Source organism: Falsiroseomonas sp. (genome assembly GCF_051860665.1).
Lineage (GTDB): Bacteria > Pseudomonadota > Alphaproteobacteria > Acetobacterales > Acetobacteraceae > Falsiroseomonas.
Genome location: NZ_JBHYDM010000033.1, coordinates 33,926 through 50,670 on the forward strand (window position 1 = coordinate 33,926; position 16,745 = coordinate 50,670).

Sequence of the window (16,745 nt, forward strand, 5' to 3'; positions counted from 1 at the left end):
TCACCCCTCCGGGCTGACCCGGAAGCGCATGCGCCGCACCGCCCAATCGCCCAGGCGGGGCGGCAGAAGCGCCAGAAGCCGCAGGCCGAGCGCCAGCGGCCAGGGGAAGGCGGCGCGCGGCGCGCCGGCGGCCAGGGCGCGGCAGACACGGTCCGCCGCTTGGTCCTGGCTGAGCACAAGCATGCGCCGGCCATGGAAGCGGGCGCCCATGGCGCTTTCGAAGAAGCCGGGCGTGACCACCGTGACGCGGATGCCGGCCGGGCCGAGCTGGGCGCGCAGCGCCTCCCCCCAGCCGATCAGCCCGGCCTTGCTGGCGCAATAGCCCGGGAAGTCCGGCAGGCCGCGCAGCCCGGCGACCGAGGCGATCAGCCCGATGCGCCCGGCCCGCCGCGCCCGCATGCCCGGCAACAGCGGGCCCACCAGGTTTATGGCGCCGATCAGGTTCACCGCCACCTGCCGCGCGGCGGCCACCGCATCCTCCGGCGTGCCATCCGGCGTGGTGCCGGCAGAGGTGCCGGCATTGGCGATGACGAGATCGACCGGCCCCGCCGCCTCGAAGGCCGCCAGCGCCGCGGCCAGCATCGCGGCCTCGGTGATGTCGCAGGCGAGGGTGGTGACGGCGGCGCCCTGCGCGCGGCAGGCCTCCGCCACCGCCTCCAGCGCCGCGGCGGACCGCGCGGTCAGCAGCAGCCGCGCGCCCGGCCTGGCGTGGCGCCGGGCCAGCGCCGCGCCGAGGCCGCGGGAGGCACCGCTGATGACGATCCCGCTCATCGCCAGCCCCGCATCCAGGCGATGGCGCGCGTGACAAGGCCCTGGGCGGCGCGCAGCCGGGCGCGGCGGCCGGGGGGGAAGAGGTCGGGGCGGTCCATGCGGTCCAGCAGCACCTCCGGCGGGCAGGGCAGCAGGGTGAGCGGGTCGATGCAGCGCGGATAGAGGATCAGCGCGCCGGCCACCAGTTCGTCCAAGGTCAGGCGGCGCGTCCTTGGTGGTGTCGCAATCGGGCCGCGATCCGTGGTCAGGCCCCAGCCGGCATAGAAGGGCGTGCCCCAGCAGGTCACGGGCAGGCCGCGCAGCAGCGCCTCGAAGCCGGTGAGGGAGGTGATGGTATGGACCTCGTCCACAAGGCCAAACAGCGGCGCCATGGGCGCGCCGCGCAGCACCTGGTCGGCCAGGCCTTCCAGGTTCCGGGTGGCGATGCGGCCGCGCCGGAATCCGGCCTCGATATCCGGATGCGGCTTGTAGACCAGCCAGGCCTCGGGCGCCGCCGCGCGCACCGCGCGCAGCAGGTCCAGGTTGCGGCGGATGGCGCCGCCGCCCTGGCGGATGGAGGCATCGTCCTCCACCTGGCCCGGCACAAGGATGCGCCGCCGGCCCGGCGGGGCGCCGATGACCGGCGCCGCGCCGCCCAGATTGTACTTGGTGACCCCGCGCGCCACCACGGCCCGGCGCAGGGCGCGGGCACGGGCCAGCAGGGCCGGCGGGAAGGGTTCGGTCGCCAGCAGCCGGGCCAGGTCGCTCTCCCGCGCCGGGTCGTAATAGGGGCCGTGCCGGTCCAGCGCGAAGGAGGCGCCGGCCCGAAAGGCCGCGCCGAGGCCGGCGGAGCGGATGAAGCCGTCCTCCAGCCAGGCCAGGGGCACGCCGGCCTCGGCACAGCGTGCCGGCAGATCCTCCGGTGCGCTGGCGGACCAGGCCAGCAGCGCGCCGCCCCGGCGCTGCGCCAGGGCGATGGCCGGCGCCGGGCGGGCCGCGAAGGCGGGCGGCGGCCCGGCGGAGGCCAGAAGCTGGCGCAGCCGGTCGCGCTTGTAGGGATGCACGCCGAGGCAGGCGGCGATGCCGCGCGACTCCGCCTCCCGCACCCGCCACAGCGCCAGCAGGTCCAACGCCGCCTCGACGCTGCAGGGAACCGCGCGAAAGGGGTCGACGGCGCGCGTCGCGGCGAGGATCGCGGCCCAGCTGGCGGCGGGGTCGGCACCGGCCAGCGGCCCATCGGCCAGCGTCACGCCGGCAGCCAAGGCGAGCAGGGCGAGGTCGCGGCTGGCGCCGTGCAGCGGCAGGCGAGTCTCCAGCAGCCGCCAGGGGTCGGTGGCCGGCAGGCTGCCCGGCAGCACCGGGGCGCCCATGGCAAAGGGGTCGCGCAGCAGCAGCGGCCTGCCACCGATGGCCTGGAGCTGGCGCAGCCTGGCTTCGGCCGCAGGCCGCGCCTGCGGGTCGCAGGGGTCGAGCAGGATGCAGTCGGCGGCACCGGCGGCCAGGGGCAGGTCCGGCAGGCCAGGTGGCGCGCCGAGCCTTCCCCCGGCCATTGCCGCCATCACCCTCAGGGCAAGGTCCAGATCCGGCTGGGCCGGTGCGGCGGCCAGGGCACTGGCCACCGGGTCCGGCCCCGCACCCACTACCAGCAGCACCGGCACCTGCCGCGCGCCGAGGCGGGGGGGGCGGAAGGGGCCGGGCGTGTAGCGCAGCAGGGCGGTGCCCGGCGCGCCAGGCGGCAGCGCCGCGGCCACCGCCGGCTCCGTCACCAATCGGTGATCCGGGAAGAAGGCCGGCAGATGCGGCAGGGCCGCGAGCTCAACCGGATCCAGCCGCAGCAGCGGCGGCAGGGGCAAGCGGCCTCCGTCCTGCAAAGCCCGCTCCTGCAAAGGTCGCTGCATATTTTTGCATTTTGCCTAAGCGCGGGGGTTCGGCTAGTGTGCCACGTCATGATGCATCGCAAACAGGCCCCGGTCCCACCGGCTGGCTCGCTTCCCGGTCGCCTGCCCCTGCGCGCATCGGTTGCGCTGCTGGGCCTGCTCGCCCTGGCGGGATGTGCCCGGAGCGGGGGCGAGGGGTTGTTCTCGGGCCCCGCGGCGGCACCGGCGGGCGTTCCAGCCTCGACCGACCCGGTTGTAATCTTCGCCGGCCAGGCCCAGCCCGGCAGCTCCCAGCGCATCGTGCTACCCGATGGCCAGACCGCACAGGTGCGTGTGGTGCGCGCCTATAACGCCGCCAGCGGGCGCGAATGCCGCGAAGTGCTGGTCGGCTCCGGCATGGTCGAACGCTCCCGCCTGGTCTGCGCCGTGCCCGGCGGCTGGGTCGAGGCCCGGCCGCTGCTGCGGGGCGGCGGGACCGCAAGGCCGTGAGTGCCGCCACCGGCGGCTCCGGCGGCCTGCCGGGGGATCTGCCGGAGCGCAGAAGCGAATTCGACCGCACGATCGAGGGTCTGCGGGTCCAGAGGCGGGTCATCCACGCGCTGCTGCTGCGGGAATTGCAGACGCGATTCGGCCGCGGCCACCTCGGCTTCCTCTGGCTGTTCCTGGAGCCGCTGCTGCTGGCCGGCACCATCGGCATGCTGAAGACGCTGCTGCATTCGCGGGAGATGGGCAATGTGCCGCCCTTCCTCTTCGTCGTCGTCGGCTACGCGCCCTACTTCGCCTTCCGCGCCATCATCAACCGCGCCACCACGGCCTTCCAGGCCAATATGACGCTGATGTACCACCGCCAGGTGCGGCTGCTCGATATCATGCTGGCGCGCAACCTGCTGGAGATGGGGGCGGTGACCTGCGTGCTGCTGATCGTCCTGTCGGGCACCTCCTGGGTCACCGGCTTCAGCCCGCATTCCATCCCGACCATGGTCTTCGCGCTGCTGCTGCTCTTCGCCCTGGCCAATGGCCTGGCCCTGCTGGTCGCCGCCGGCGCCGCGCGGTGGGAGGTGGTGGACCGCATCGTGCACCCGCTGACCTATATCTCGCTGCCCTTCTCCGGCGCGCTCTTCGCCCTGCATTACCTGCCGACGAAGTGGCGCGAGGTGCTGCTGTGGAACCCGCAGGCCAATCTGCACGAGATGCTGCGCGACGGCATGTTCGGCGACCAGATCCCGGCCTACTACGACGTGCATTACGTGCTGGCCTGCGTCGTCATCATCAACCTGCTCGGTATCGCCGCGGTGCGCGCGGTGCGCGCCAAGCTCGAATTCTGAGGCGCGGGCGGTGATCTACTTCGACCGGGTCTCGAAGCACTACGAACTGCGCGGCGGCGGCAAGAAGCATGTGCTGCGCAATGTCTCGGGCATCATCCGGCCGGGCGACGCGGTGGGCATCCTGGGCCGCAACGGCGCCGGCAAGTCCACCCTGGTGCGCATGCTGGCCGGCGTCGAGCATCCCAATTCCGGCCGCATCGAGCGGCGCATGACCGTGTCCTGGCCGCTGGCGCATGGCGTCGGGCTGCAGAATTCCATGTCGGGCGCCGATAACGCCCGCTTCATCGCCCGCATCTACAACCAGCCGATCAAGAAGGTGCTGGACTTCGTCGAGGAATTCGCCGAACTCGGGCCGTACATGGACATGCCGGCCAAGACCTATTCGGTCGGCATGATGGGACGGCTGCTGCTGGGCCTGTCCTTCGCGGTGGATTTCGACTGCTACCTGATCGACGAGGTGACGGCGACCGGCGACCAGCGCTTCGTGGCCCGGGCCCAGGCGCTGCTGGCGGAAAAGACCCGCGGCCGGTCCCTGGTGCTCGTCACCCACGTGCCCGACCACCTGAAAATGTATTGCCGCACTGCAGCGGTGCTGAATGAAGGCAGCCTGACCTTCTTCGAGGATGTCGATGAAGCTGTCGCCACCTATAAGGCCCTCTGAGGCTGTCTCCACCACGGGCGTGGAGGCGCTGCCGCGCCCGCGCGTCCAGCCGCGCCGCAGCCTCTTCGCCCGGCTGCGGCCGAAGAGCGCGATGGGCTGGTATGTGCTGCTGGTCCTGCTGCCCACCGCGCTCGTCGGCCTCTACTACGCGACCTATGCGGCCGATATGTACGAGGCCGAGGCGCGCATCCTGGTGCGCGGCCGGCCGGGGGCGAGCGGGTCGGGCGCCGGCGGCATCGCCAGCATCCTCGGTGCCACCGCCGGGTCGATGCGCACCGGGGCGGAGGAGGCACAGGCGGTCACCGCCTTCGTCGACAGCCTGGATGCCGTGAACGGTCTCAGCCAGCGGCTGAACCTGGCCGAGATCTGGCGCCGGCCCGAGGCCGACCGGATCTCCCGCCTCTGGTACGAGGAGCCGGAGGCCGAGCGGCTGCTGCGCTACTACCGGCGCCGGGTGACGGTGGAATACGACCTGGAGACCGGCCTCATCACGCTGAAGGTGCTGTCCTATCGCCCGGAGGATTCGCGCGCCATCGCCGAGGCACTGCTCGAACTGTCCGAGGGGCTGGTGAACCGCTTCTCCGCCCGCACCTCCCAGGACACGCTGCGGGTGGGCCGGGAGGAGGTGCAGATCGCCGAGCGCCGCGTGGTGGCGGCGCGCGAGGCCCTGACCGCCTTCCGCGAGCGCGAGCAGACGCTGGACCCGACCGCCGCCGCCGGCTCGGCGGTCGAGACCATCGGCCGCCTGGAAGGCGCCCTGGCGCAGGCGCGGGCGGAGCTGCAGGAAAAGCAGGCCTTCATGCGGCGCGACAATCCGCAGATCCAGGTGCTGCACAACCGCATCGCGGCGCTGCAGGCGCAGATCGGTGTGGAACGGGCGCGGCGCACCCGCGGCGAGGAGAACCTGACCCAGCAGCTCTCGGGCTATGAGCGCCTGACGCTGGAGCGCGAATTCGCCGAGCGCGTCTATGCCTCCGCCATCGGGTCGCTGGAAGCCGCGCGGGCCGATGCGCAGCGCCAGCAGGTCTTCCTGATGCGGGTGGTGGAGCCCAATCTGCCGGAGCGCGCCACCTTCCCGAAGGCGATGTTCAACACCATCACGCTGCTGGTGGCGCTGACCGTCCTGTTTGCCATCGGCTGGCTCATCATGGCGGGCGCGCGCGAGCACGCGAGCTGAAGCGGCCGCGCCGGCTCCGGTTGCGCCCCTCCAGGCGCGGTCCGGACCGGCCGGAGGTGCCGCCGGGTGATGACCCGCTGCAACAGCTTGCGGGCAATCCCTCTCTCCTGGCCTGAACAGCATGGCATTTTGTGCGAGGACAGGACAATTTCACGCCGGCCAGCGGTTTGCCGGCCCTAGCTTCCGGATAGCGCCCGACATGCACCACCTCGTCCGCCGCCCGACCGCAATCCTGCGCTGCCTGGCCCTGCTGCTCGCGCTGCTGCTGCCGGTTGCGGCCGGCGCACAGGTGCAGCCGCCCGGCCTGGCCGGCCAGGCCGGGCCGCGGGGCCCCGCCGTGGGCACGCTGCCGACCCTGCTGGGCGCCGCGGCCGATACCATCACCACCTCCCGCGCCGGCTCCGCCACCGCGGCGGAAGGCGGGCCGACCGCGGTGGGCCCGATCGGCGACCCCGCGCGCGCCGCCGGCCCCGCGACGGTGGTGTTCGGCGCGGCGCTGTTCACCCGGGCACCGCCCTCGGCGACCGATACGCCCAATCCGAACTACGTGATCCGCCCGGGCGACCGCGTCTCCGTCACCATCTGGGGCTTCATCGAGGCCTCGGCCGTGGGCGTGGTGGATCCCGAGGGCAATCTCTTCCTGCCGCAGATCGGCCCGATCCGCCTGGCCGGCACCCGCGCCGGCGATGTGCAGCGGGTGGTCGAGGCCGAGGTGCGCCGCGTCTACTCGCAGCAGGTGCAGGTCTATGCCGTGCTGCTGAACGCCAGCCAGGTCGGCGTCTTCGTCACCGGCCCGGTGCGCGCGCCGGGCCGCCATCTGGGCGCCGGTTCCGACAGCGTGCTGGACTACCTGACGCGCGCCGGCGGCGTGGACCCGGGCCGCGGCTCCTATCGCGACATCTCCGTGAACCGGGGCGGCCGCACGGTGGTGCGGATCGACCTCTACCGCTTCCTGCTGACGGGCCAGTTGCCCAACATCACCCTGCAGGAAGGCGACACCATCGTGGTGGCGCCGCAGGGCGCGATGGTCGGGGCCGATGGCGCCGTGCGGAACAACTTCCTGTTCGAGGTGAATGGCCGCTCCATGCCCGGCCGTGAGCTGCTGAGCCTGGCCTCGCCGCTGCCGTCTGCCACCAATGCCGTGATCCGCGGCAGCCGCGGCGGCCAGCCCTTCGCGCGCTATGCCACGGTGCAGGAGCTGGGCAACCTGCAGCTGCAGGACCAGGATACCGTCACCTTCATCACCGACAGCCCGGCGCCCACGGTTCGCGTCAGCATCGAGGGCAGCCGAATCGGCCCCTCCGTGCTGATCGCGGATCGCGACACCACGCTCTGCACGCTGCTCGACTATGTGGCGGTGGACCCGGTGCTGGCCAATCCGGCCGGCGTCTTCCTGCTGCGCCCCTCGGTCGCGGCGCAGCAGACGCGGGTGATCAACGAGGCGATGGACCGGCTGGAGCGCCAGCTGTTCATGTCTGTCTCCAGCACCACCGGCGTCGCCGAGATCCGCGCGGTGGAGGCCAACCTGGTTTCCACCTATATCCAGCGCGCCCGCCGCACCCGGCCGGAAGGCCGCCTTGTGGTGATGGACCGCGCCGGCCGCTGCGCCGATGTGCGGCTGGAGGATGGCGATACGGTCGTCATTCCGGAGCGGGTGCAGACGGTGCTCGTCTCGGGCGAGGTCTCGGTGCCGCAGGCGGTGGTCTGGCGCCCCGACATGCGCATCCCGGACTATGTGCGCGCGGCCGGCGGCTTCGCCGAGCGTGGCGTGGAAAGCCAGGTGATGATCCGCAAGGCCTCGGGCGAGCTGATCCTGGAGCCGACGGAAGGCCCGGCGCCGGGGGATGAGCTGATCGCCCTGCCGCGGCTGGATCCGAAGAATTTCCAGATCGCCCGCGACCTGCTGAACCTGATCTTCCAGTCCGCCCTCTCGGCCCGCGTCTTCATGAACTGACGCACGCGCGGGCGTGATGCCCGGCGCGCCGCGGCGGCTGCCATCCCCCTGTCCTGGCGATTGCGGCGCGCCGCGCGCCGCGATACCAGGATGGGGTACGACCGGCCAAAGGCCGGCAGCTGGCAGGGAGGCCGCATCGCAGTGACCCATACCCCCATTGCGTCCATCGGACGCCGCACCGCCCTCGGCCTCGGCGCCACCCTTCTGGGCGCGCCCGCCGTCTGGGGGCAGGACCGCTACCCGAACCGGCCGATCCGCATGCTGGTGCCCTGGGCCGCGGGCGGCACCACGGATATCCAGATGCGCGCGCTGGCGGACCAGGCCTCCCGCCGCCTGGGCCAGCCGATCGTGGTGGAGAACCGCGCCGGGGCGGGCGGCATCCTGGGGCCGCAGCAGCTGCTGAACGAGCGGCCGGACGGCTATGTCATCAGCCAGATGCCGATCAGCGTCCTCCGCCACCCGCAGATGGCCCCCCGCGCGCTGTTCAATCCGCTGGAGGATTTCAGCTACGTCATCCACCTGACCGGCTATCTCTTCGGCATCGTGGTGAATGCCGAGAGCCCATGGCAGAATCTCACGCAGTTCCTGGATTATGCGAAGGCCAATCCGGGTCGGGTGAATTACGGCACGCCGGGCGTCGGCACCTCGCTGCACATCACCATGGAGCAGATCGCGGGCCAGCGCGGCATCGAATGGACGCATGTGCCCTTCCGCGGCTGGGCGGAGAACAGCCAGGCGCTGCTCGGCAACCAGATCCAGGCCAGCGCCGATAGCTCCGGCTGGTCGGAGCTCGTGCAATCCGGCCGCATGCGGCTGCTGGTGACCTGGACGGCGGAGCGTGCCAAGCGCTTCCCCAATGTGCCGACGCTGAAGGAAAGCGGCATCGATATCGTCTCCGCCTCTCCCTACGGGCTGGCGGGGCCGAAGGGGATGAACCCGGACCATGTGAAGGTGCTGCACGACGCTTTCCGGGAGGCGCTGTTCGACCCCGCCCATATCGCCATCCTGGACCGCTTCGACATGGCGCCCTTCCACCTGGGCCCGGACGACTATGCCGCCTTCATCCGCCGGCAATATGCCGAGGAGGGCGAGATGATCCGCCGGCTGGGGCTGCGCTTGTAGACTTCTCGCGCCGCCGCTGCGGATATGCCATCCGGGGGCATGACCTCCACCGCCCATATCCGCTGCGGCGACGACCTGCGCGACCTGCTGCCCCGGGCGGGCTGGGCGGGAAGCTATCTGCCGATCGCCGATCCGGTCTGCGTCGGCGCCGTCTCCGATGACGAGCTGATGGCCTATCTCGGCCAGCGCGCCCGTGTTGTCGCGCTGCATGCCGGGGTGGATGCGCAGGAGGCGCGGCTGCGGCTGGGGCGCGAATACATGGCGCTGAACGCGCTGGACCGCTTCGACCTCGTGCTGCTGTGGTTCGAGCACGATCTGTGGGACCAGGCCTGCCTGATCCGGGTGCTGTCGCTGCTGGCTGGGCGGGCGCCGCTGCAGGGCCGGCTGTTCCTGATGCCGGCGGATGGCCGGCGGCCCTTCGCGCATCTGCCGGCGGAGGAGCTGGCGGCGCTGGTGCCGCAGCCGCTTGGTTCCCTGGCACTGGAAGCGGGTGCCGAGGCCTGGGCCGCCTTCGCCAGTCCCGACCCCACGGCGCTGGATCGGCTGAGCCGCCGTCGCCTGCCGCTGCCGCACCTGGCCGCCGCCATGCGCCGCCATCTGCAGGACCTGCCCTGGCGCGGCGATGGCCTGGGCCTGACCGAGCGGCGGCTGCTGCGGGCGGTGGCGGAGGGGGCGGGGGATGAGGCCAGCCTGCTGCGCGCCCTGCTCGCCGCCGACCCGGTCTTCCAGGTCACCGACCTGATCCTGCGGGAGGTGGCGCAGCGCCTGTCCGCGCTGCCGCAGCGGCTGGTCACGCGTCAGCGACCCTGGCGGCTGACGGAGCGGGGCGCCGCGGTGCTGGCCGGCACCGCGCGCTATCGCCCGCCGCCGCGCTTCCAGGGCGGGGGTGATGGTGCGGCCCGATCCCGCCTGGTGGTGGGACCCGCGGGCGGCGGGCGTGCATGCCGCCGCTTGACGGTTGAGCGGGCGGCCGCGCCGCGCCATGCTCGCCGTCGGGAAACGTCAGGACAAATACCATGCGGATGCGACGGATCGCGGCGGCGCTGGTGCTGCTCGGAGGGGTGGCGGGCGGGCTGCCGGCGGCGGCGCAGGAGGCCTGGCCGAACCGCCCGCTGCGGCTGGTGGTGGGCTTCCCGGCCGGCGGCCCCACCGATATCCCGGCCCGCATCATCGCGGAGAAGCTGCGCGGCCAGCTCAGCCAACCCATCGTGGTGGAGAATCGCAGCGGCGCCGGTGGCCGGATCGCGCTGGACCATGTGCTGGCGCAGCCGCGGGACGGCCATACGCTGCTGATCTGCACCTATATCGACGCGCTGAATTCGATGAGCGCGACGCGGCCCTATGCGCTGGGCGAGATGGCGCCGATCTCCCAGATCACGCGGGCCTATTACGCGCTGGTGGTGCCGAATGCCCTGCCGGCCGCGAATGTCGCCGAATTCGTCGCGCTGGCCAGGGCGCGGCCGGAGGGGATGGCTTTCGGCCATGTCGGCCCGGCCTCGATGCCCAATCTGGTGGCGCGGATGTTCGAAGGCGCGGCCGGCCTGACCATGGTTGAGGTGCCCTATCGCGGCACGCCGCCGGTGCTGCAGGACCTGATCGCCGGGCGGCTGCAGCTTTTTGTCGGCCCGCTGGTCAATACCATGCCGCTGGCCCAGGCCGGGCAGGTGCGGGCGATCGGCGTCACCAGCCCGCAGCGCCTGGCCGTGGCGCCGGAGGTGCCGACCCTGGCGGAGCAGGGCATGGAGGTGGTCGCCTTCGGCTGGCTTGGCCTCTGCGCCGCCGCCGGCACGCCGCCCGCGGTGGTGCGGCGGATGAACGAGCTGGTGGTCGCCGCCGTCGCCTCCCCCGAATACCGCCTGGCAGTGGAAGGCACCGGGGCCGCGGCCGTCTCCTCGACGCCGGCGGAGCTGGAGCGACTGATGCAGGAGACGGTCGCGCAATACGGCGCGGTGATCCGGCGGTTCAATATCCCGATGGATTGAGGGTCAGCGCAGTGCGGCGAAGAACCCGCGCAGCAGCGCCGCGGCCTCACTCTCCCGCACCCCGCCCACCACCTCCGGCGCGTGGTGGCAGGTGGGCTGGGTGAAGATGCGCGGGCCGTGCTCCACCCCGCCGCCCTTCGGGTCATAGGCACCGAAGACCAGGCGCTTCACCCGGAAATGCGCGATCGCCTGAGCGCACATGGCGCAGGGCTCCAGCGTCACCCAGAGCGTCGCCTCGGGCAGCAGCTTGTCGCCCAGCGCCGCGGCGGCGGCGCGCAGCGCCAGCATCTCGGCATGGGCGGAGGGGTCGCGCCGCGCCTCCACCTCATTGCCCGCGCGGGACAGCACCCGGCCGGCGGCATCCGTCACCACGGCGCCCACCGGCACCTCGCCACGCGCGGCGGCGGCGGCGGCTTCCTGAAGGGCGATCTCCATGGGCGACATGGCGCCTGCTTTGCCCCGGCCGGCGCGGCCGGTCGAGCGGTTTCGGCGCGCAATCCGCGCCTTCGGGCGTGCCGGAATGGGCAAAGGTGCTATAGCGGCCGCATGAACAGACGCCCCGTCATCGGCGTGACCCTGGATGCGGAACCGGCCGGTGGCTGGTCGAAGCTGCCCTGGTACGCGCTCCGCCAGAACTATTTCGCCAGCATCGTCGCGGCCGGCGGCCTGCCCGTCGCGCTGCCGCATCATCCCGAGTTGGCGGTCGACTACCTCGACGTCATCGATGGGCTGCTCGTCACGGGTGGGGCCTTCGATGTCGACCCGGCGCTCTGGGGCGGCGGCGCGCCGCATCCGAAGGTGACGCTGAAGCCCGGCCGCACCGATTTCGAACTGGCCGCGACCCGCGCCGCCCTGAACCGGGACATGCCCGTGCTCGGCATCTGCGGCGGCCAGCAATTGCTGGCGGTGGCCCTGGGCGGGACGCTCATTCAGCATATTCCGGACGAGGTACCGGGCGCCCTGGCGCATGAACAGCCCAATCCCCGCACGGAGCCGGGGCATGAGGTGGCGATCACGCCGGATACGCTGCTGGCCAGCATCGTCGGCGGCAGCCGCATGGCGGTGAATTCCGCGCATCACCAGGCGGTGGCCACGGCGGGTTCAGGCGTGGTGAATGCCGTGGCGCCGGATGGGGTGGTGGAAGGAATCGAGCTGCCGGGCCACCGCTTCGCGCTCGGCGTGCAATGGCACCCGGAATATGCCGTGGACCCGCGGGACCCGGATATCCTCGCAGCCTTCGTGGAAGCGGCGCGTCGATGACCGATGAGATCGAGGACAGCCCGGAACGCGGCGAACGCATCGCCAAGTTCCTGGCCCGCGCCGGCATCGCCTCGCGCCGCGATGCGGAGAAGCTGATCGCCGAGGGCGTGGTGAAGCTGAACGGCAAGAAGGTGGAGGGGCCCGCCACCTTCGTGCAGCCCGGCGACCGTGTTTCCGTCTCCGGCAAGACGGTCGCGATGCCCGAACGCACGCGGCTGTTCCGCCACCACAAGCCGGATGGCGTGGTCACCACCCACAAGGACCCGCAAGGCCGGCCCACGGTCTTCGAACGCCTGCCGCCGGCGCTCGGCCGGGTCATCTCGATCGGCCGGCTGGACCTGACCAGCGAGGGGCTGCTGCTGCTGACCAATGACGGCGCCCTGGCCCGCAAGCTGGAACTGCCGAGCAATGGCTGGCTGCGGCGCTACCGCGTGCGGGTCTTCGGCCATGTGGATGAGCGCGCCTTCGCCGCGCTGTCGCGCGGCATCACCATCGATGGCGTCGCCTATGGCCCCATCGAATGCGGGCTGGACAGCCGGCAGGGTGGCATCGCCTGGCTGACCGTCAGCCTGAAGGAGGGCAAGAACCGCGAGATCCGCCGCGTGATGGCGCATCTCGGCCTGCAGGTCACCCGCCTGATCCGCACCGCCTATGGCCCCTTCCAGCTCGGCACCCTGCCCAAGGGCGCGGTGGAGGAGGTGCATCCCAAGGTGATGCGCGAACAGCTCGGCATCGGGGAGGCGCCGGCCAAGCGCCGCCGGCGCGAGGTGGCAGAGGCCGAGGCAGCGGCCGCCGCCGCGCCGCCGCCGGAAGCCGCCGCGCCGGTCTCCAAGCGTCCGCCGCGGCCGGGCAATATCCCCCGCGCCCGCAACGCCGAACCGAAGAGGCCGCCCCGTGCTGCGACTCGTCGCCGGACACCACCGCGGGCGTAGGCTCGCCGCCCCGCCGGGCGAGACCACGCGGCCGACCAGCGACCGCGTTCGCCAGGCACTGTTCGACATGCTCTGGCACGCCCCCTGGGCGGGGCGGGCGGCGGTGGAAGAGCAGCGTGTGCTGGACGCCTTTGCCGGCTCCGGTGCGCTGGGGCTGGAGGCGCTGTCGCGCGGGGCGGCCCATGCCAGTTTCCTGGAGAGCGACCGCGTCGCGCTGGCCGTGCTGCGCCAGAACGTGGCGACCCTGAAGGAGGAGGCGCGCTGCAGCGTGCTCGGCGGGGATGTGCTGCGGCCGCGGCGGGCGCCCTTGCCCTGCGGCCTGGTCTTCCTCGACCCGCCCTATGGGCGGGAACTGGTGCCGAAGGCCCTGGCCGCGCTGGCGGAGGCCGGCTGGCTGGCCCCTCAGGCGCTGGTGGTGGCGGAGCTGGGGCGGGAGGAGGCGCTGGAGGTGTCGGGTTTCGTGGAGCAGGCGACGCGGGAACATGGCGCCGCCCGGCTGGTCTTCCTGCGGGCCGTCTGAGCAGCGCGCCGCGGGACGGGGGCGGGCGTGGCTCTCGAATGTAAGGACATGTCGTGCGCCAGGGGAATCGCGGCCCTGTTCACGAACTCCTGGTAGATCCCGGCGTAGTAGACAGTCGGCCTCCCCCCGGGCCCACCCGTTCCTGGACCGCTGTCATGCCCGAGACCGCCACGGCCTGCACCGCCTGCCGCGCCGCCAGGCCGCCCTTTCCCTTCACGATGGCCTTCCAGCCGGTGGTGGATCTGCAGGAGGCGCGGATCGAGGCGCATGAGGCGCTGGTGCGCGGCCCAGGCGGCGAGGGGGCGGGAACGGTCCTGGCCCAGGTGAATGCGGACAACCTCTATGCCTTCGACCAGGCCTGCCGGGTCAAGGCCATCGAATTGGCCACCCGCCTCGGCATCGACTGCCAGCTCAATATCAATTTCCTCCCGAATGCGGTCTATGAGCCGAGCGCCTGCATCAGGCAGACCCTGAAGGCGGCCCATCGCTGCGGCCTGCCCCCGAATCGCCTGACCTTCGAATTGACGGAGGGCGAGCAGGTGGTGGACCTGCGGCACACCAGGGGCATCTTCGAGGAATATCGCCGGCAGGGTTTCCAGGTTGCGCTGGACGATTTCGCCACCGGCTATTCCGGCCTGTCGCGGCTCGCCGATCTGCGCCCGGATATCATCAAGATCGACCGCGCCCTGGTGCAGGATTGCGACCGCGACCGGGTGCGGCTGGCCATCATGGCGAGCCTGGTGCAACTCGGCCGCGAGATCGGCATCAAGGTGGTGGCGGAGGGGGTGGAGCGCCGCGAGGAGGTCGAGGCCCTGCGGGAAACCGGCCTGCGCTACATGCAGGGCTTCTACTTCGCGCGCCCGGTCTTCGAGGGGTTGGCGCCGGCGGAACAGGCACTGGCGGGCCTGCGCGCCCCTGCCTGAGGCGCGGCGGGGCGGGTTCCTGCCCCGGTTCCTGCGCCGGCCGGCTGCCGCAATGCCGGGGTAACCTTCATCTGGCACCCTGCGCGCCCCAACGGACGGCAAGAGGGCCCTCGATGTTAGGCTACAAGCTGCGAAAAGCGGAGGTGCCCGGCACCCGTGCCTTGGACGCGCTGCGCACCAATGTGATGATCGCCGACAAGGACCTGAACATCACCTACATGAACGCGGCGGCCATGGTCCTGATGCGCGAGGCCGAGGCCGATCTGCGCGCGGAGCTGCCGCAGTTCAGCGTGGACCGCCTGATCGGCAGCAATATCGACATCTTTCACAAGTCCCCATCGCATCAGCGCCGCATGCTGGCTGCGCTGGAGGCGCCGCATGCCGCCACCATCCGGGTCGGCAGCCGTGCCTTCGACCTGCTGGTGACTCCGCTGCGGGAGGGCGGTCACCGTGCCGGCTTCGTGGTCGAATGGGCCGATGCCAAGCACCGCCTGCAGAACCTGGACTACGAGGAGCAGCTGGCCGCCATCAGCCGGTCCCAGGCCGTGATCGAATTCTCCACCGACGGCACGGTGCTGGGCGCCAACGACAATTTCCTGAAGGCGCTTGGCTATCGGCTGGAGGAGGTGGTGGGCCAGAACCACCGCATCTTCGTCGACCCGGCGGATATGGATGCCGCGCGCTACAAGGCCTTCTGGGAGGCGCTGCGGCGTGGCGAGTATCAGGCGGCGCAGTTCCGGCGCATCGGCAAGGGTGGCCGCGAGGTCTGGATCGAGGCCGCCTACAACCCGATCCTGGGCGCCGATGGCAAAGTTGCAAAGGTGGTGAAATTCGCCACCGACATCACCCCGCAGGTCAATCTGCTGACCAACCTCAAGACGATGATCGACCGCAACTTCGGCGAGATCGACGAGGCCATCCGCAATTCCACGGCGGAGGCCGATGCGGCCTCGGCCGCCGCCGGCGAGACGGCGAGCAATGTGCAGCTGGTCGCCGCCGCCTCGGAGGAGCTGGCCGCCTCCATCGGCGAAATCTCCCGCAGCATGGCGAATTCGCGCGCCGCCACGGATTCGGCCTTCGACCAGACCGTGAGCGTGGCGCATAGCACGGAGGCGCTGGCCAATGCGGCGCAGGCGATGACCAGCATCGTCGGCCTGATCCGCAATGTCGCGAGCCAGATCAACCTGCTGGCGCTGAACGCGACGATCGAGGCGGCGCGGGCGGGGGAGGCCGGCAAGGGCTTCGCCGTGGTGGCCAGCGAGGTGAAGAACCTGGCCGTGCAGGCGGCGCAGGCGACGCAGCAGATCTCCGGAGAGATCGATGGCATCCAGGCCACCTCCGCCGCCGTGGCGGAAGCCCTCGGCACCATCCGCGACGCCGTCACCACCGTGCGCGAAAGCGTCACCCAGACCGCCGCGGCGGTGGAGGAGCAGAGCGTGGTGACGCGCAGCATGTCCGGCAATATGAACGGCGCCTCCAGCGCCGTGACCACGGTGTCCAACAGCGTGGCCGGCATCTCCAACGCCGTGCTGAGGGCGGCGGAAGCGGTGGCGACCACGCGGCAGGCCGCGGAAGTGCTGGTGCGCTGAGGCGGGGCGTCCCGGCGCCAGGAGGAGATCAGCCGCCGAGGCGGATGCCGAGCTTCGCGTACATCTCGGTCAGCCGCTGGCCGTAATGCGCGGCATCGAAGAGCACGGCCTGGCGCGGGCCGCGGGCGGCAAGCTCCGCGCGCAGCTCGTCCTGGCCGTCCAGCGCCTGGATCGCCTCGGCCATCGCCCTAGTGTCATAGGGGTCGACGGTCAGTGCCGCCTCGCCCACCACCTCGGGCAGGGAGGAGGTCTTGCTGGTCATCACCGGCGTGCCCAGCAGCATCGCCTCCAGCGCCGGCAGGCCGAAGCCCTCGTATAGCGAGGGAAACAGCAGCGCGCGGGCGCCGCGGATCAGGCTGACCAGCAGGCGGAAGGGCGCGTAGTCCAGCAGGATCACGCGGTCGCGCAGCTTGCGGGTCAGGGACTGCACGCCGTCGAAGGGGCCGGGATCGGCCATGATCCGCTGATCGTCGTCGTAGATTAGGCCGAGCTCCTGGCGCATCTGCCAGGCCTGCTTGCCGCAGATCACCAGCGGCCTGGTGCTGCCGGAGGCGAGATAGGCCTCGATCAGCCGGCCGACATTCTTCTTCGGCTCGATCGCGCCGAAGAACAGCCAGTACTCGCCCCAGTCCAGGCCGAAGGCGCCCTTCACCTCGGCGCGCGCCAGGTTCTC

16 protein-coding genes and 1 pseudogene are annotated in these 16,745 nt (G+C 71.8%); 13 read left to right on the top strand and 4 right to left on the bottom strand.

Features of this window, described 5'->3' with window-relative positions; translation table 11 throughout:
* Both ACTIF1_RS22555 and ACTIF1_RS22560 read right to left on the bottom strand, forming a co-directional pair.
* Entirely contained in the window at positions 1 to 771 is a 771-nt protein-coding gene (locus tag ACTIF1_RS22555) for an SDR family NAD(P)-dependent oxidoreductase (RefSeq protein ID WP_439598703.1), read from the bottom strand.
* On the bottom strand, positions 768 to 2,603 hold the full coding sequence (locus ACTIF1_RS22560) for a capsular polysaccharide export protein, LipB/KpsS family (RefSeq protein WP_439598704.1): 1,836 nt from the start codon (positions 2,601 to 2,603) through the stop codon (positions 768 to 770). Before ACTIF1_RS22560 ends, ACTIF1_RS22555 begins: the two co-directional genes overlap by 4 nt.
* 222 nt (positions 2,604 to 2,825) lie before the next feature.
* On the opposite strand from ACTIF1_RS22560, the gene ACTIF1_RS22565 reads away from it, so the two are divergent.
* The 8 genes from ACTIF1_RS22565 to ACTIF1_RS22600 all read left to right on the top strand — a co-directional run bounded on the left by ACTIF1_RS22565 (position 2,826) and on the right by ACTIF1_RS22600 (position 10,848).
* Positions 2,826 to 3,116 carry a hypothetical protein gene (locus ACTIF1_RS22565; protein ID WP_439598705.1) on the top strand — a complete coding sequence of 97 codons (291 nt, stop codon included), beginning with the start codon at positions 2,826 to 2,828 and terminating at the stop codon, positions 3,114 to 3,116.
* Positions 3,113 to 3,952 carry an ABC transporter permease gene (locus ACTIF1_RS22570; RefSeq protein WP_439598706.1) on the top strand — a complete coding sequence of 280 codons (840 nt, stop codon included), beginning with the start codon at positions 3,113 to 3,115 and terminating at the stop codon, positions 3,950 to 3,952. Before ACTIF1_RS22565 ends, ACTIF1_RS22570 begins: the two co-directional genes overlap by 4 nt.
* 10 nt (positions 3,953 to 3,962) lie before the next feature.
* Positions 3,963 to 4,613, top strand: a complete 651-nt coding sequence (locus ACTIF1_RS22575; RefSeq protein ID WP_439598707.1) for an ABC transporter ATP-binding protein — start codon at positions 3,963 to 3,965, stop codon at positions 4,611 to 4,613.
* Positions 4,576 to 5,790, top strand: a complete 1,215-nt coding sequence (locus ACTIF1_RS22580; protein ID WP_439598708.1) for a capsule biosynthesis protein — start codon at positions 4,576 to 4,578, stop codon at positions 5,788 to 5,790. Before ACTIF1_RS22575 ends, ACTIF1_RS22580 begins: the two co-directional genes overlap by 38 nt.
* A 199-nt stretch (positions 5,791 to 5,989) precedes the next feature.
* Positions 5,990 to 7,744: a polysaccharide biosynthesis/export family protein gene (locus tag ACTIF1_RS22585; protein ID WP_439598709.1), complete on the top strand. Its 1,755-nt coding sequence runs from the start codon at positions 5,990 to 5,992 to the stop codon at positions 7,742 to 7,744.
* A 141-nt stretch (positions 7,745 to 7,885) separates the two neighbouring features.
* A complete protein-coding gene (locus ACTIF1_RS22590; protein ID WP_439598710.1) occupies positions 7,886 to 8,866 on the top strand; it encodes a tripartite tricarboxylate transporter substrate binding protein in 981 nt (326 codons plus the stop codon).
* Positions 8,867 to 8,905: 39 nt separating this feature from the next.
* Positions 8,906 to 10,159, top strand: coding sequence for a hypothetical protein (locus tag ACTIF1_RS22595; RefSeq protein WP_439598711.1), 1,254 nt, complete (start codon positions 8,906 to 8,908; stop codon positions 10,157 to 10,159).
* Positions 10,075 to 10,848 carry a Bug family tripartite tricarboxylate transporter substrate binding protein gene (locus ACTIF1_RS22600; RefSeq protein ID WP_439598712.1) on the top strand — a complete coding sequence of 258 codons (774 nt, stop codon included), beginning with the start codon at positions 10,075 to 10,077 and terminating at the stop codon, positions 10,846 to 10,848. The genes ACTIF1_RS22595 and ACTIF1_RS22600 overlap by 85 nt, the downstream gene beginning before the upstream one ends.
* A gap of 3 nt (positions 10,849 to 10,851) precedes the next feature.
* Here the strand turns inward: ACTIF1_RS22600 and ACTIF1_RS22605 are convergent, their stop codons facing one another.
* The gene (locus ACTIF1_RS22605) at positions 10,852 to 11,283 is read right to left on the bottom strand and encodes a nucleoside deaminase (protein ID WP_439598713.1); all 432 of its coding nucleotides are present in this window, start codon (positions 11,281 to 11,283) and stop codon (positions 10,852 to 10,854) included.
* 111 nt (positions 11,284 to 11,394) lie between these two features.
* Between ACTIF1_RS22605 and ACTIF1_RS22610 the strand changes: the two genes are divergently transcribed.
* The 5 genes and pseudogenes from ACTIF1_RS22610 (at position 11,395) to ACTIF1_RS22630 (ending at position 16,072) form a co-directional block, all read left to right on the top strand.
* Entirely contained in the window at positions 11,395 to 12,108 is a 714-nt protein-coding gene (locus tag ACTIF1_RS22610; RefSeq protein ID WP_439598714.1) for a gamma-glutamyl-gamma-aminobutyrate hydrolase family protein, read from the top strand.
* Positions 12,105 to 12,866 (top strand): annotated as a pseudogene (locus ACTIF1_RS22615) (pseudouridine synthase); the annotation flags it as partial. The gene ACTIF1_RS22610 and the pseudogene ACTIF1_RS22615, both read left to right, overlap by 4 nt.
* 136 nt (positions 12,867 to 13,002) lie before the next feature.
* Entirely contained in the window at positions 13,003 to 13,560 is a 558-nt protein-coding gene (rsmD, locus tag ACTIF1_RS22620; protein ID WP_439598715.1) for a 16S rRNA (guanine(966)-N(2))-methyltransferase RsmD, read from the top strand.
* Positions 13,561 to 13,715: 155 nt separating this feature from the next.
* Positions 13,716 to 14,483, top strand: coding sequence for an EAL domain-containing protein (locus tag ACTIF1_RS22625; protein ID WP_439598716.1), 768 nt, complete (start codon positions 13,716 to 13,718; stop codon positions 14,481 to 14,483).
* A gap of 143 nt (positions 14,484 to 14,626) precedes the next feature.
* Positions 14,627 to 16,072 carry a methyl-accepting chemotaxis protein gene (locus ACTIF1_RS22630; RefSeq protein WP_439598717.1) on the top strand — a complete coding sequence of 482 codons (1,446 nt, stop codon included), beginning with the start codon at positions 14,627 to 14,629 and terminating at the stop codon, positions 16,070 to 16,072.
* Between the two features lie 28 nt (positions 16,073 to 16,100).
* Here the strand turns inward: ACTIF1_RS22630 and ACTIF1_RS22635 are convergent.
* The coding region (locus tag ACTIF1_RS22635) for a glycosyltransferase family 4 protein (RefSeq protein WP_439598718.1) at positions 16,101 to 16,745 on the bottom strand (645 nt) is incomplete at its 5' end.

Coding starts and splice junctions, on each gene's coding strand:
- ACTIF1_RS22555 (WP_439598703.1), bottom strand. CDS start 771: ATGAGCGGGATCGTCATCAGCGGTGCCTCCCGCGGCCTCGGCGCGGCG.
- ACTIF1_RS22580 (WP_439598708.1), top strand. CDS start 4,576: ATGTCGATGAAGCTGTCGCCACCTATAAGGCCCTCTGAGGCTGTCTCC.
- ACTIF1_RS22585 (WP_439598709.1), top strand. CDS start 5,990: ATGCACCACCTCGTCCGCCGCCCGACCGCAATCCTGCGCTGCCTGGCC.
- ACTIF1_RS22595 (WP_439598711.1), top strand. CDS start 8,906: ATGACCTCCACCGCCCATATCCGCTGCGGCGACGACCTGCGCGACCTG.
- ACTIF1_RS22605 (WP_439598713.1), bottom strand. CDS start 11,283: ATGGAGATCGCCCTTCAGGAAGCCGCCGCCGCCGCCGCGCGTGGCGAG.
- ACTIF1_RS22610 (WP_439598714.1), top strand. CDS start 11,395: ATGAACAGACGCCCCGTCATCGGCGTGACCCTGGATGCGGAACCGGCC.
- ACTIF1_RS22625 (WP_439598716.1), top strand. CDS start 13,716: ATGCCCGAGACCGCCACGGCCTGCACCGCCTGCCGCGCCGCCAGGCCG.